Consider the following 13783-nt stretch of genomic DNA (forward strand, 5'->3'; position numbering starts at 1 on the left):
CGAGGCGCGCGTCAATGGCGCTCGCCCTGCTCTGCCTGCGGGGATTCCGGGGGCTGGACTGCCCGGCCCGCGCCCTGCCCCGGCGGTTCCGGCGGATACAGCGCAACCAGCCGGTTGCCCGGCGGCACGGCAAGCTCGGGTCCCTCCTCGAACACGTGGAGCCCGCCCTTCCCGTCATAGGCGGCCATGGGCAGGGCCTCGGGGTTCTTCTGGCGCCAGTCCGCGAGGGAAAATTCCTCGGTCAGCTTGGTGACGCGGAACTTCCAGCCGATCGCGACCAGGTGGTTGTGCTCGTAATAGGACATGTTCCCGCGCAGGATCCGCCCGCCCAGCGTCGCCGGCAGCTCGTGACGGCGGCTCTCCTGTCGCACGCGGTTGGGCTGGAACACGTATTCGCGCCCGTATTTATGGCCGAAATCGGTGCAGACCAGCGTGTTGTACGCATCGTTGTCGGTGATCGCGATCACCTGGTGATAGGCAACGAAGTCGAGATTGTGCTCGGCCGCTTCCGAGAGGATGTCGCCGAAGTAATGTGGCAACCCCGCGCTGCGCACACCGCGCAGGTGGCCGTGGTTCGTATCGGCGATCAGCACCGGAAGTTCGAGCTTCTGCAGCACCTCGCCGAAGGCGACCGACCAGGGCGATCCCCCGACGATCAGCACCCCCGGCGTGCCGGTCGCGGTGGCGCCGAGCAGCCGCGCAAGCGGCGTCAGGCCAAAGCCGTGCACGATCACCGTGACCAGCACCAGCGCAAAGGACAGCGGCGCGATCAGCACCGCGTCCTCGATCCCCTGCGCGACCAGCCGGTCGCCGAACAGCCCTGCGACCGCCACCATCACCACCCCGCGCGGTCCGGTGAAGGCCACGAGCAGGCGCTCCTTCCAGGGCACATCGCCGAAGGCCAGCGAGATCAGGACCGTCGCCGGGCGCACGAGGAGGATCACCACGAGGATGAACAGCCCCGCGCGCCAGTCGAGCCGCCCCAGTGTCTCGAGGCTCATCCCCGCGCCCATGAGGATGAACACGCCCGAGACCAGCAACAGCGTCGCGTGTTCCTTGAACCGGCGCAATTCGGTAAAGCTGGCAAGCCCCGCATTGGCGATCCAGAGCCCCATGATCGTGACCGCGAGCAGCCCGCTTTCATGGAGCCCGAAATCGGCGAGCGCAAACACCGCGAGCAGCACCACGAACAGCACCGGCACCTTCATGTATTCGGGCACCTTGGCACGGGAAAACGCCCAGGTGATCAGCTTGGCCGCCAGCAGCCCGAGAAGCGTCGCCGCAAGGATGCCGATGCCGAGGTCGCGCATCGCCTGCGCCCGCGTCGCGTCGGCCTCGAGCACCAGCACCACCTGCAGCGCGAGCACCGCGACCATGGCGCCGACCGGGTCGTTGACGATGGCCTCCCACTGCAGGAAGGCGGCCGGGCGGCGCTTCAGCCGCGCGTGGCGCAGAAGCGGCGCGATCACCGTCGGCCCGGTCACGATCATGAGCCCGCCAAAGACCGCCGAACTGGGCCAGCTGAGCCCCGCGATCCAGTGCAGCGCCAGCGCCGAGAGCACCCAGCCGATCGGCGCCCCGATCACCACGAGCCGCACCACCCCCCGCGCCGCATCGCGCAGCGAACGGTAATTGAGCGTGAGCCCGCCCTCGAACAGGATGATCGCCACCGCGATCGAGATCATCGGCGCGACGATCGGCCCGATGTCGCGCTGGGGATTGAAAATCCCGAGCACCGGGCCGACCAGCAGGCCCACCCCGAGCATCAGCACGATGCCGGGAATGCGCAGCCGCCAGGCGATCCATTGCGCCCCGACACCCAGCACGCCGACCAGGGCGAATGCCGTGATCGGGGTCATCTGGGCCGGATCGGTCATGTCCATGGCAGGTCTCTCCGCTTGGTTCGGCACATGAGGAAGGGGTTCGGCAACCTTCAGCCGTGGGGCGGGGTTCCGGGTTCGGCAATCGGCGCGCCGTTGCAGAGGCGCGCATGCTGCTGCAGGGCGAAGCGGTCGGTCATGCCGGCGATATAGTCGCAGACGATGCGCGCAAGCGCGGTCTCGCCCTTGCTGCGCTCCACGTCGCGGCGCCATTGCGGCGGCAGCAGGTCGGGGCGCGACAGGAACAGCGGAAAGAGATCGCAGAGCACCGCCGTCACCTCGTCGCGCATCACCATGACCCGCGGCGCGCGATACATGCGCTCGAACAGGAAATCCCGCACCGCGCCCAGATCGCGGCGCAGCGCAGGCGAAAAGGCGACGACCGGATCCGCCGCCATGCGGATGTCATCGGCGCTTGCAGGTGCAAGCGCATCGAGCCGCGCGCGCGAACAGTCGATCACGTCCTCGACCAGCAGGCCGAAGAACCGGCGCAGCGCCTCGTGCTCGCGCCGATAGGGATCGAGCCCGGGATGGGCGCGGTCCACCGCTGCGAAACAGTCGCCCAGCAGCGGCAGGCGCGCGAGTTCGTCAGCGGTGAACAGGCCCGCGCGCAACCCGTCCTGCAGGTCGTGGCTGTTATAGGCGATGTCATCGGCGATCGCCGCAACCTGCGCCTCGCCCCCCGCACGGGTGCCGAGCTCCAGCGCGTGGCGGGCGTCGTATTCGGCAAGCGCCCAGGGAATCGGCGGGCGCACCGGCCCGTTGTGCTTGGCCAGCCCCTCGAGCGTCTCCCAGGTCAGGTTCAGCCCGTCGAACTCCGCATAGTGACGTTCGAGCCAGGTGACGATGCGGATCGCCTGAGCGTTGTGGTCAAAGCCGCCATGGGGCGCCATGAGCGCGGCCAGCGCCTCTTCGCCGGTATGGCCGAAGGGCGGATGGCCAAGGTCATGCGCCAGCGCCACCGCCTCGGTCAGTTCCACGTTCAGCCCGAGCGCCCCGGCAATCGTGCGCGCCACCTGCGCCACCTCGATCGAGTGGGTCAGGCGGGTGCGGAAATAATCGCCCTCGTGTTCGACAAAGACCTGGGTCTTGTGCTTGAGACGGCGGAACGCGCTGGAATGGATGATGCGGTCGCGATCGCGCTGGAAGCACGAGCGAAACCGGCTTTCCTCCTCGCTGACCAGCCGCCCGCGGCTCTGCGCCGGATCGGCGGCATAGGCTGCCCGCATCATGCCCGAACCTTGTTGCACGCCATCTCCGCGTCTATATTGCATCCGAACCGGTTATATAACCGGCCGCAAGCAGAAATCCCATGGGCTGGAGACGTAGTAATGAACCTGCCACCGAAGGTCACGGATCGTGCGTTTTCGCGCCTGGCCGAGATCCGTGCGCATGATCAGGGAAAGGCCCTGCGCATCGCCGTTGATGGCGGCGGCTGTTCGGGGTTCCAGTATGACATCGCGCTGGACGAACCGCGGGGCGATGACCTCGTGCTCGAGGGCCAGGGCGAGAAGGTCGTGATCGACGCGGTCTCGCTGCCGTTCCTGGAAAACGCGGTGATCGACTTTTCCGAGGAACTGATCGGCGCGCGTTTCGTGATCGAGAACCCGAATGCCTCGTCCTCCTGCGGCTGCGGCACCTCGTTTTCCATCTGACCACCCCTGCGGGGGCACGTGTTCCCGCTCTAAAGCCGCACGCCGCGCAGGCCGACCCGGGCGAAGCCGGCAAAGAAGGATGCGAAATCGCGGCTGCTGCGCTCGGCCTCGGCAAGGATCGCCTGGCCGCGCTCGTCCAGCGCAGCGGCGATGCGGGGGCGCATGACCTCCCAGTCGTCGCTGCGCAGATCCCCCATCCGCCACAGCAGATCCGACATTGCCCGCAGCGGCCCGGCCGCAACACGGACGCGGCGAAAGCCCGCGCGCCCCGGGGGAATGTCATCGGCAAAGGCGCGCCGCCCCGAACTCGCCATGGCCCAGTTGCAGAGCAGATAATCGCGATAGTCGTCGCCATGCCAGCCGCCCGATGCCCGGTCGCCGGGCGCGAAAGCGGCGGTCTCCCGGATCAGCCAGCCCTCCCACGCCGGCGGAGGATCGAGCCCGCCAAGCCGGAGCGCGATGCAGACCTCGGCAAGAAGCGCGGCGTCCTGATCGAGATAGGCCAGCAGCCCAGCGTGTTCGAGGCTCCGCCCCGCGGCCGGTGAAAGCCCCGGATCGCGCCGCCCCCGCGCGCTCAGGTGCAGGACGATACGGGTCAGGCAGCGGGCCGCGCGGGCATCCGGCAGGGCAAAGGCATGGCTGCGGTCGATAAAGGCGCGCACGCGATCTTCGAGCCCGCCATCTTCGGGCAGCGGGTCGATCCCGCGCCGCAGCAGCAGCGCCTGTGCCGCCAGCCGGTGCAGATCCGAAAGCTCCCTGTCGACGAGCCCTTCGCGCGCCGCCCAATGGGCCAGCACCTCGCCCTTGTTGCCCGGCAGCCCCAGATCCTCGAGATCCAGACAGATCGACAACAGCAGGCGATAATGATGCGGGAAAAACCCGAGCCGCTGTTCGAGCGTGGCATGGAACGGCTCGTGCAGGTCGAGCATGCCCCGTTCCGGGCAAAGGCGAATGGCTCCGAGAACGGCCAGCAGCGCCGCATTCTCGCGCAGCCAGGGAAGGTCGCCCCAGGGGTGGCGTGCAACGGCGACCGTCTCGATCAGGGCCGCTCCGCGATTGAGCGCGCGCCGGTATCGGGCACCGGTCTCGAGACGGATGACATTCGACAAGGCGCGGTCCTTTCCGAGATGCCGGGCACGGGGTTGCGGGTCGCCCTCATGATGCCTGCATTTGACGTCTCATTTCCAAACATTTTTCACGCAATGATTGTATCCATGCGCGGCAGGGACAACTTTCGCGCGGCCCCGGGGGGCATTTCCGTCCCTCTCTTGCCCCGCACGGCGGCATCGGCGATAGCTGTTCCCGGTCGCCGGCCCCTGTCTCGGAAGCGGGAACACACGAATGAAAATCGCCACCTTCAACATAAACGGCATCAAGGCCCGCCTCGGGGCGCTGCTCGAATGGCTTGACGAGGCGCGGCCCGATGTCGCGCTGCTGCAGGAAATCAAATCGGTGGACGCGGCCTTTCCGCGGCAGGACATCGAGGATCGCGGCTATGAGGTCGCGCTGCACGGGCAGAAATCCTTCAACGGCGTCGCGATCCTGTCGCGGTTCCCGCTCGAGGATATCCAGCGGGGCCTGCCGGGCGACGATGGTGACGATCACGCCCGCTGGATCGAAGCCACGGTGGTCGGGAAGGCGCGCGCGCTGCGGCTCTGCGGGCTTTACCTGCCGAACGGAAATCCGGCGCCGGGGCCGAAATTCGACTACAAGCTGGCCTGGATGGAGCGTCTGCGCGTCCGCGCGCAGGAACTTCTGGCGGCTGAACAGCCAGCCCTGCTCGGCGGGGATTTCAACGTAATTCCGCAGGACGAGGATGCCGCCCGCCCCGATGCCTGGCGCAAGGACGCGCTCGCCCGCCCCGAAAGCCGCGCCGCGTTCCGCCGCATCGTGAACCTCGGCTATACGGATGCGTTCCGCGCCCGGCACCCTGAACCCGGACAATATACGTTCTGGGATTATCAGGCCGGCGCCCGCCGGCGCAATGACGGCATCCGCATCGACCATATGTTGCTGACGCCGCAGGCGGCCGACCTGCTGCGCGACACGGGGATCGACGCCCATCTGCGCGACCGCGAAAAACCGTCGGATCACGTGCCGCTCTGGGTCGATCTCGATCTCGACGGCTGAACGTCCGCGCCGCGATCCGCACTGACGGGGGACCGGATCGCCGGCAGACCGGCCGGAACGGAAACAGGGCGGACCTCACGGCCCGCCCTGTCGCATCCTGGTCAGTCTCCTGCGGCGTGGCGCCGGATCAATGCGTGACCGCGCCGCTGCCCGAATCGGGCTTGGCAAGTGCCGCCTTCGCGGCGGCGGCCTCTTCCTCGGCGGCCTCGTCCCATTCGATCGGTTCGGGCTTGCGCACCAAGGCATGTTCGAGCACTTCCGAGACGTGCCTGACCGGGATGATCTTCAGCCCTTCCTTCACGTTCTCGGGGATCTCGGTCAGATCCTTTTCGTTCTCGGCCGGGATCAGCACCGTCTTGATGCCGCCCCGGAGCGCCGCGAGCAGCTTCTCCTTCAGCCCGCCGATCGGCAGCGCATTGCCCCGCAGCGTGACCTCGCCGGTCATGGCGACATCCTTGCGCACCGGGATATGCGTCAGCACCGAAACGATCGACGTCACCATCGCCAGCCCCGCGCTCGGCCCGTCCTTGGGGGTCGCGCCTTCGGGAACGTGGACGTGGATGTCCCATTTCTCGAACTGCGGCGGCTTCACCCCGATTTCGGGCGCGATCGAGCGCACATAGCTCGCCGCGGCGTCGATGCTTTCCTTCATCACATCGCCGAGCTTGCCGGTGGTCTTCATCCGGCCCTTGCCCGGCAGGCGCAGCGCCTCGATGTTCAGAAGCTCGCCCCCGACCGAGGTATAGGCCAGCCCGGTGACGACCCCGATCTGGTCCTCCTCCTCGGCAAGGCCGTAGCGGTATTTCGCCACGCCGAGGAAATCCGACAGGTTCTCGGGCGTCACGGTGACGCTCTCGGCCTCCTTGCGGATGATCGAGGTCAGCGCCTTGCGGGCCACCTTGGCGATCGCACGCTCGAGCCCCCGCACCCCCGCCTCGCGGGTATAGGTGCGGATGATCGCGGTCAGCGCCTCGTCGGTCAGCTCGAACTCGCCCTTCTTGAGCCCGTGATTCGCAACCTGCTTGGGGATCAGGTGGCGGCGCGCGATCTCGTGCTTTTCGTCCTCGGTATAGCCGGCCAGCGGAATGATCTCCATCCGGTCAAGCAGCGGCTCGGGCATGTTGTAGCTGTTCGAGGTGGTCACGAACATGACGTTCGACAGGTCGTATTCGACCTCGAGATAGTGATCGACGAAGGTCGAGTTCTGTTCGGGATCCAGCACCTCGAGCATGGCGCTCGCCGGGTCGCCGCGGAAATCGTGCCCCATCTTGTCGATCTCGTCGAGCAGGATCAGCGGATTCGTGGTCTTGGCCCGTTTCAGCGCCTGGATGATCTTGCCCGGCATGGAGCCGATATAGGTGCGTCGGTGCCCGCGAATCTCGGATTCGTCGCGCACGCCGCCCAGGCTGATGCGGATGAACTCGCGCCCCGTGGCCCGCGCGACCGACTTGCCGAGGCTGGTCTTGCCCACGCCCGGAGGACCGACCAGGCAGAGGATCGGACCCTTCATCTTCTTGCTGCGCTGCTGCACGGCCAGATATTCGACGATCCGCTCCTTGACTTTCTCGAGCCCGAAATGGTCGTTGTCGAGAACCTCCTGCGCGCGGCCGAGATCCTTCTTCACGCGGCTCTTCACACCCCAGGGGATGCTCAGCATCCAGTCGAGGTAATTGCGCACGACCGTGGCCTCGGCGCTCATGGGAGACATGTTGCGCAGTTTCTTCAGCTCGGCCTCGGCCTTTTCGCGCGCTTCGTTGCTGAGTTTGGTCTCGGCAATGCGCGCCTCGAGCTCGGCCACCTCGTTCTGGCCTTCCTCGCCATCGCCCAGCTCCTGCTGAATGGCCTTCATCTGCTCATTCAGGTAATATTCGCGCTGGGTCTTCTCCATCTGGCTCTTGACGCGGGTCTTGATCTTCTTCTCGACCTGCAGAACGCTCAGTTCGCCCTGCATGAAGCCATAGACCTTCTCCAGCCGCTCGCTCACCACCAGCGTCTCGAGCAGATCCTGCTTCTGCTGCACCTCGATGCCCAGGTGCCCGGCAACCAGATCGGCCAGCCGCGACGGATCGCTGCTCTCGCCGACGGCGGCAAGCGCCTCCTCGGGGATGTTCTTGCGCACCTTGGCATAGCGCTCGAATTCCTCGGCGACGGTGTTCAGCAGCGCCTTGATGGTGTCGTCGTCGCCCGCGGTCTCCTCCACCGGCTCGACGCTCGCCTCGAAAAACGCGTCATTCTCGACGAATCCGGTGATGCGCGCCCGGTCCTGGCCCTCGACCAGCACCTTCACGGTGCCGTCCGGCAGCTTCAGAAGCTGCAGCACATTGGCCAGAACGCCGGTGCGATAGATCCCGTCCGCATCCGGATCGTCGACGCTCGCGTCGATCTGGCTCGCCAGCAGGATCTGCCTGTCGTCGGCCATCACTTCCTCGAGCGCGCGCACCGATTTCTCCCGCCCGACGAAAAGCGGAACGATCATGTGCGGGAACACCACGATGTCGCGCAGCGGCAGCACCGGGTAGGATGTATTGATTGGCTCTTGCATGCTCGTTTCCTTATCCGTGGCAGAGGATGGCCGCCCCGATGACCGGCAGCATCGCATCCTCTCCTCTCTGCGGCGTAATCTGGTGGGCAACCCGCCCCGTTTCAACCTTCACCCTCTCGGAACGGCGACCATGCCCGCCGATTCCGCCGCAGACAAGCCCTCTCGCCGCGCCTTCTTCCGGCCCCGCCCCGTCTTCTGGCGGGAAATATCCCCGCCGGAGGCTTCGCGCCCTCCTGGGGGCGCGAATTCCCGGTTTCAGTTCGCTCAGATCGGCTCGATATCGCCCCGCGTGCGGGCCGCATGAAACTCCGCACTCCAGGCCGCAAACCCGCCCTCGGCGATCGCGGCGCGCATTCCGGCCATGATCTGCTGATAATAATGCAGGTTGTGCCAGGTGAGCAGCATGGCGCTGACGATCTCGCCGGAGCGGAACACATGGTGCAGATAGGCCCGGCTGTAGCTGCGGCAGGCCGGGCAGGTGCAGGTGTCGTCCAGCGGGCGCGGATCCTCGGCGTGACGGGCGTTCTTGATGTTCAGCGCACCAAGGCGCGTGAACACCTGCCCGGTGCGCCCGGAACGCGACGGCAGCACGCAGTCCATCATGTCCACCCCCCGCGCCACCGCGCCGACGATATCCTCGGGCTTGCCCACCCCCATCAGATACCGCGGCTTTTCGGCCGGCAGCATGTCCGGGGCATGGTCCAGGACCGAGAACATCGCCTCCTGCCCCTCCCCGACCGCGAGCCCGCCGATGGCATAGCCGTCGAATCCGATCGCGCGCAGCGCCTGCGCGCTTTCCTCGCGCAGCTCCCGGCTGATTCCGCCCTGCTGGATGCCGAACAGCGCATGTCCGGGCCGGTCGCCGAAGGCCTCGCGCGAGCGCGCCGCCCAGCGCATGGAGCGGCGCATGCTGCCGGCCACTTCGGCCTCGCTCGCCGGCAGCGCGGGACACTCGTCAAAACACATCACGATGTCGCTGCCGAGCAGGCGCTGGATCATCATGCTGCGCTCGGGGGTCAGCATGTGGCGCGAGCCGTCCACATGCGACCTGAAGCGCACCCCTTCCTCGGTCAGCTTGCGCAGCCCGGCGAGGCTCATGACCTGGAACCCCCCCGAATCGGTCAGGATCGGCCGGTCCCAGTTCATGAAGCGATGCAGCCCGCCCAGCGCGGCGATACGCTCCGCGCCCGGGCGCAGCATCAGGTGATAGGTGTTGCCAAGCAGGATATCGGCCCCGGTCGCGGCCACGCTTTCGGGCAGCATCGCCTTGACCGTGGCGGCGGTTCCGACCGGCATGAAGGCCGGGGTGCGGATCACCCCGCGCGGGGTCGTGATCATGCCGGCGCGGGCCTTTTCGTCGCTTGCCTGCAATGCGAATGTGATTCCTGCGCCCATGCCAGCCCGTTTCCGCCCGCTCTATATTAATCCGAATATTAATCCGATATTGCCCGCCTGCCCGCGTGCCGCGCGCTGTCTGCGCCAATTCCCGGCGATTGCCAAGCCGGCGGCAGCCGCAGGACAGGCCCGGACGCCCCCGGAACCACCCGGCCCGGCCGCGGCTGCGACAATGCGGATCACCGGCCGGGACTGGACGGGGCGGCGGCGGTTCCTTATATAATCTCTCGGAAAACATCCGCGAAAACTCCGCGACGACTCAGGCGAGGCCCGCATGACACAAGCAAGCGAACCGCTGGAGGGTGCCCCGCTGATCGCGCCCTCGACCACCGACCATCCGCTTTACGAACCGATCGTCGAAGCCTGCCGCAGCGTTTATGACCCGGAAATCCCGGTCAACATCTATGACCTCGGGCTGATCTACACGATCGAGATCTCTTCTGAAAACGACGTGAGCGTCATCATGTCTCTGACGGCGCCGGGCTGTCCGGTGGCGGGCGAGATGCCGGGCTGGGTGGCGGACGCGATCGAGCCGCTTCCCGGCGTGCGCTATGTCAACGTGCAACTGGTCTGGGATCCACCCTGGGGCATGGACATGATGAGCGACGAGGCGCGTCTCGAGCTCGGCTTCATCTGATCGTTTTCACTCATCTTGCATCTTGCCGCTTGCCCCTGATTCCCGCCGGGAAACGGGGCACGCGAGGTGCTTGCCTTTCGGGCCGGATCGCCGGAAAGTTCCCGGCAGGCGGACCAGTTGTGGCCGGTTCGCTCCGAACCTGCTGGAAAAAGGTCCGCCCGTCGCCATGACCGAACGATTTGCCGTCCTCACCGGCGATCTCGTCGCCTCGACCCGGCTGAGCGATGCCGAGCTCGACCGGGCGCTTGAGGTGCTCGCGCAGGCCGCGCGCGATGTCACGGACCGGGGCGGGCGCATGGAGGGAACCGCTGCGGAGCTCCCGGATTCTGCCAAGGGCATCCGGGGCGGGTTTGCACGGCGCGGCGGCGACGGCTGGCAGTTCGCGATGAACCGCCCGGCCCTTGCCCTGCGCGCGGCACTGTTCCTGCGGGCACGCCTGCGCGAGCTCGGCAAGCCCTATGCAACGCGCATTGCCATCGCCGCCGGGCCGGGACGGATGCCGGCCGATCTTGATCCAAATGCCGCGCACGGGCCGGCCTTCGTCGTCTCGGGCCGCCTGCTCGAGGAACTGCCGGCCCGCGCCGGCATGGCCCATGCCGGGCGGGGTGCGCTCGGGGCGGTCCTGCGCCTTGCCGATCACATCAGCAGCGGCTGGACACCGGCCCAGGCCCGCGCCGTCGCGCTCATGCTCTGGCCGCCCGGACGGACCAATGCCGAGACCGCCCGCGAACTCGGCATCACCCAGCAAAGCGTGAACGAAAGCCTGAAACGCGCCGGGTTTCCCGCCCTTGCGGATGCGCTTGCGCTGATCGAATCCGGGTCAGAGTCAGGCTGATATGCCTGTTTTTATAAATAACAGGCGATTTAGCCTGATACTGGGGCGGACAAAGCCGTGATCGAGACCCTGACGGCCCTCTTTTTCGCCCATGTGTGCGCGGATTTTCTGCTCCAGACCAAAAAGCCGTGATCGAGACCCTGACGGCCCTCTTTTTCGCCCATGTGTGCGCGGATTTTCTGCTCCAGACCAACTGGATCCACGCCAACAAGCATCGCGCCCGGGCGCTGCTCCTGCACGGGGTGATCGTGCTTGTCTGCGCGCAGGCGGCGCTCGGGCGGGTCGATTCGGTCGAACTTCTGGCGCTCGCGCTGGCCCATATCGCCATCGACGCGATCAAGACCCGGCTGCGCCGGCCGGGGCTTGCCGCCTTTCTGCTCGACCAGGGGGCGCACCTGGCCACGCTCGCGGCGGTTGCCTTCTGGTCACCCGATCTCTGGGCCGGGGGGATCTGGGCGCGCTGGCCCGGCCTTCTGCCGCTCATGGCGCTTGCCGGCGGAGCGATCACGGCGCTGATTGCCGGTCAATATGCCGTCGGGCTCTTGATGCGGCCCCATGCGTCACGAATCCGCGATCAGGGGTTGCGCCGGGGCGGACGGCAGATCGGGCTGCTTGAACGCGCGCTGGTCTTCGTGCTGCTGCTGGCCGATCTGGCCGCCGGCATCGGCTTTCTCGTGGCGGCAAAATCGCTGCTGCGCTTCGGGACCGCCGCGCGGGACCAGCGCAGTGCCGAATATGTGATCATCGGCACGCTCGCCTCTTTCGGCTGGGCGCTGCTCGCGGCACTTGCCACCCGTGGCTGGCTCGATCTTCTGCCGCCGCTCGCGCTTGTCGCCCGATAACGGCCCGCCCCCTTGTGGGAACCATCCGGCGGCAATAGATTACCCTTGAAAACAAGGAGTGACGCCCATGTTCGGAATTCCGGGGAAGGCCCCGATCACCATGACCCCCGCCGCAACCCGGCAGATCGCCCGCCTGATGGAGCGCGACGGCCGCGCCGGCCTGCGCATCGGCCTCAAGAAAGGCGGCTGCGCGGGGATGGAATATACGATGGATTACGTGGACGAGGCCGATCCCAACGACGAGGTGGTGGAACAGGACGGCGCCCGGGTCTTGATCGCGCCCATGGCGCAGATGTTCCTTTTCGGCACCGAGATCGACTATGAGATCGGGCTGCTCGAATCCGGTTTCCGCTTCAACAACCCCAATGTTTCCGAAGCCTGCGGCTGCGGCGAATCCATCAAGTTCGATCCCGTCGGCAAGGCGGCCGGCTAAGCGCCACGGCGCAACGCCGCCGGCGTGCGGCGCGCCATGATTGTCCGCCCGCGCCACCGATGCTAGGAGCGCTCCCGGAGCTTCATGATCGGAGAGCGGGACAATGCGGCGAAAACTTGCAGCCGGAAACTGGAAGATGCACGGCACGGGCGCGGATCTTGCCGAGATCGCCACGCTGGCCCGCACCCATGCCGATCCGGCCTGCGAGGTGCTGATCTGCCCGCCCGCGACGCTGATCGAGCGCGCGGCGCGCGAGGTCCGGGGCAGCGCCCTGATGATCGGCGCACAGGACTGCCACAGCGCGCCCCAGGGCGCCCATACCGGCGACATCAGCGCCGCCATGATCCGCGATGCCGGTGCGGGCCATGTGATCCTCGGCCACTCGGAGCGCCGCCAGGATCACGCCGAGACCAGCGCGGTTGTCCATGCCAAGGCCACCGCCGCGCTCCACGCCGGGCTCATAACGATCATCTGCCTGGGCGAGACCCTGGCCGACCGCGAACGCGGTGCGACCCTCGACGTCATCGGCCAGCAGCTTGCCGGCTCCACCCCCGATGCGGCGCGGGGCGAGAACACCGTGATCGCCTATGAGCCGGTCTGGGCCATCGGCAGCGGCCACGTGGCGCATCCCGACCAGATCGCCGAGGTGCACGGCTTTCTGCGCGAACGCCTCGCCCATCGTTTCGGCACAGGTGTCGCCGCCATGATCCGGCTGCTTTACGGCGGTTCGGTCAAGCCCGCGAATGCCGCCGGGATCTTTGCCATTCCCGATGTGGACGGTGCGCTCGTCGGCGGCGCCAGCCTGCGCGCGGAAAGCTTTTCCCCCGTCATCTCCGCACTGGAACAGGCCGCCGCCTGATCCTGTCATCGCGCGCCTAGAGCGGCAGCGCCGTGGTGAACTTGATTTCCTCCATCGACAGGAGCGCGGTCACGTTGTGGATGCGCACGTCTGAAATCAGCCCCTGATAGAACACGTCATAGGCGCGGGCGTTCCTGACCCGGACCTTCAGGATATAGTCGATGTCGCCGGCAAGCCGGTGCGCCTCGAGCACTTCGGGGCGGTTGCGCAGCGCCTTCAGAAAGGCCGCCTGCCACTCGGCCTCGTGCTCGGACGTGCGGATCAGAACGAAGAAGCAGGCCTCGAACCCCAGCGCCTCGGGATCGACGAGAACGGTCTGCGCACCGATCACCCCGCCCTCGCGCAGCTTGCGAATCCGGTTCCAGACCGGGGTCTTGGAACTGCCGACCTCGCGCGCGATCTCGTCCAGCGACTGCCCCGCATCGCGTTGCAGCTCGGACAGGATCTTCCTGTCCAGATCATCAATCCGCACCGTCATTCTTCACCTCTTCGCCGTTCCGGGCCGATTCTCGCCAGACCCGTCCGGGCCGGAACATACGTTCTTATTCCCCCGAAGGTCTAGCAGTCAGATGGGA

13 protein-coding genes are annotated in these 13783 nt (G+C 66.9%); 7 read left to right on the forward strand and 6 right to left on the reverse strand.

Translation table 11 applies throughout. From position 1 onward, the window contains the following. Positions 1-11: 11 nt before the first annotated feature. Positions 12-1883 carry a cation:proton antiporter gene (locus B0B01_RS02270; RefSeq protein WP_076646906.1) on the reverse strand — a complete coding sequence of 624 codons (1872 nt, stop codon included), beginning with the start codon at positions 1881-1883 and terminating at the stop codon, positions 12-14. A 50-nt stretch (positions 1884-1933) separates the two neighbouring features. After that, on the reverse strand, positions 1934-3109 hold the full coding sequence (locus B0B01_RS02275; RefSeq protein WP_076650001.1) for a deoxyguanosinetriphosphate triphosphohydrolase: 1176 nt from the start codon (positions 3107-3109) through the stop codon (positions 1934-1936). 102 nt (positions 3110-3211) lie between these two features. On the opposite strand from B0B01_RS02275, the gene B0B01_RS02280 reads away from it, so the two are divergent. Further along, positions 3212-3535 carry a HesB/IscA family protein gene (locus B0B01_RS02280; protein WP_076646908.1) on the forward strand — a complete coding sequence of 108 codons (324 nt, stop codon included), beginning with the start codon at positions 3212-3214 and terminating at the stop codon, positions 3533-3535. A 29-nt stretch (positions 3536-3564) separates the two neighbouring features. Here B0B01_RS02280 and B0B01_RS02285 read toward each other — a convergent pair whose 3' ends face one another. After that, positions 3565-4644 (reverse strand): DUF6902 family protein, encoded by a 1080-nt coding sequence (locus B0B01_RS02285; RefSeq protein WP_076646910.1) that lies wholly within the window; start codon positions 4642-4644, stop codon positions 3565-3567. Positions 4645-4876: 232 nt separating this feature from the next. On the opposite strand from B0B01_RS02285, the gene xth reads away from it, so the two are divergent. Then, the gene (gene xth / locus B0B01_RS02290; RefSeq protein WP_076646912.1) at positions 4877-5665 is read left to right on the forward strand and encodes an exodeoxyribonuclease III; all 789 of its coding nucleotides are present in this window, start codon (positions 4877-4879) and stop codon (positions 5663-5665) included. A 127-nt stretch (positions 5666-5792) separates the two neighbouring features. Here xth and lon read toward each other — a convergent pair whose 3' ends face one another. Then, complete coding sequence (lon, locus tag B0B01_RS02295) at positions 5793-8207, reverse strand: endopeptidase La (protein WP_076646914.1); 2415 nt, start codon at positions 8205-8207, stop codon at positions 5793-5795. A gap of 264 nt (positions 8208-8471) precedes the next feature. Beyond that, positions 8472-9602: a tRNA guanosine(34) transglycosylase Tgt gene (gene tgt / locus B0B01_RS02300; RefSeq protein ID WP_076646916.1), complete on the reverse strand. Its 1131-nt coding sequence runs from the start codon at positions 9600-9602 to the stop codon at positions 8472-8474. A gap of 274 nt (positions 9603-9876) precedes the next feature. Here tgt and B0B01_RS02305 point away from each other — a divergent pair, with 274 nt between their 5' ends. The 5 genes from B0B01_RS02305 (at position 9877) to tpiA (ending at position 13208) form a co-directional block, all read left to right on the forward strand. Next, positions 9877-10239, forward strand: coding sequence for an SUF system Fe-S cluster assembly protein (locus B0B01_RS02305; RefSeq protein ID WP_076646919.1), 363 nt, complete (start codon positions 9877-9879; stop codon positions 10237-10239). A 166-nt stretch (positions 10240-10405) separates the two neighbouring features. Further along, positions 10406-11074, forward strand: coding sequence for a hypothetical protein (locus B0B01_RS02310; RefSeq protein WP_076646921.1), 669 nt, complete (start codon positions 10406-10408; stop codon positions 11072-11074). 128 nt (positions 11075-11202) lie between these two features. After that, positions 11203-11916: a DUF3307 domain-containing protein gene (locus B0B01_RS02315; protein ID WP_076646923.1), complete on the forward strand. Its 714-nt coding sequence runs from the start codon at positions 11203-11205 to the stop codon at positions 11914-11916. A 67-nt stretch (positions 11917-11983) separates the two neighbouring features. Then, positions 11984-12349, forward strand: coding sequence for a HesB/IscA family protein (locus B0B01_RS02320; protein ID WP_076646925.1), 366 nt, complete (start codon positions 11984-11986; stop codon positions 12347-12349). A 103-nt stretch (positions 12350-12452) separates the two neighbouring features. Then, complete coding sequence (gene tpiA, locus B0B01_RS02325) at positions 12453-13208, forward strand: triose-phosphate isomerase (RefSeq protein WP_076646927.1); 756 nt, start codon at positions 12453-12455, stop codon at positions 13206-13208. Between the two features lie 16 nt (positions 13209-13224). Here tpiA and B0B01_RS02330 read toward each other — a convergent pair whose 3' ends face one another. After that, positions 13225-13686, reverse strand: a complete 462-nt coding sequence (locus tag B0B01_RS02330) for an Lrp/AsnC family transcriptional regulator (RefSeq protein WP_076646929.1) — start codon at positions 13684-13686, stop codon at positions 13225-13227. Positions 13687-13783: the final 97 nt, after the last annotated feature.

The organism is Pontibaca methylaminivorans (assembly GCF_900156525.1).
GTDB lineage: Bacteria > Pseudomonadota > Alphaproteobacteria > Rhodobacterales > Rhodobacteraceae > Pontibaca > Pontibaca methylaminivorans.

What these genes read in the sequence shown, in the direction of transcription:
- B0B01_RS02270 (WP_076646906.1), bottom strand. Translation starts at nt 1,883, where the DNA reads ATGGACATGACCGATCCGGCCCAGATGACCCCGATCACGGCATTCGCC.
- B0B01_RS02275 (WP_076650001.1), bottom strand. Translation starts at nt 3,109, where the DNA reads ATGCGGGCAGCCTATGCCGCCGATCCGGCGCAGAGCCGCGGGCGGCTG.
- B0B01_RS02280 (WP_076646908.1), top strand. Translation starts at nt 3,212, where the DNA reads ATGAACCTGCCACCGAAGGTCACGGATCGTGCGTTTTCGCGCCTGGCC.
- xth (WP_076646912.1), top strand. Translation starts at nt 4,877, where the DNA reads ATGAAAATCGCCACCTTCAACATAAACGGCATCAAGGCCCGCCTCGGG.
- lon (WP_076646914.1), bottom strand. Translation starts at nt 8,207, where the DNA reads ATGCAAGAGCCAATCAATACATCCTACCCGGTGCTGCCGCTGCGCGAC.
- tgt (WP_076646916.1), bottom strand. Translation starts at nt 9,602, where the DNA reads ATGGGCGCAGGAATCACATTCGCATTGCAGGCAAGCGACGAAAAGGCC.
- B0B01_RS02305 (WP_076646919.1), top strand. Translation starts at nt 9,877, where the DNA reads ATGACACAAGCAAGCGAACCGCTGGAGGGTGCCCCGCTGATCGCGCCC.
- B0B01_RS02310 (WP_076646921.1), top strand. Translation starts at nt 10,406, where the DNA reads ATGACCGAACGATTTGCCGTCCTCACCGGCGATCTCGTCGCCTCGACC.
- B0B01_RS02320 (WP_076646925.1), top strand. Translation starts at nt 11,984, where the DNA reads ATGTTCGGAATTCCGGGGAAGGCCCCGATCACCATGACCCCCGCCGCA.
- tpiA (WP_076646927.1), top strand. Translation starts at nt 12,453, where the DNA reads ATGCGGCGAAAACTTGCAGCCGGAAACTGGAAGATGCACGGCACGGGC.
- B0B01_RS02330 (WP_076646929.1), bottom strand. Translation starts at nt 13,686, where the DNA reads ATGACGGTGCGGATTGATGATCTGGACAGGAAGATCCTGTCCGAGCTG.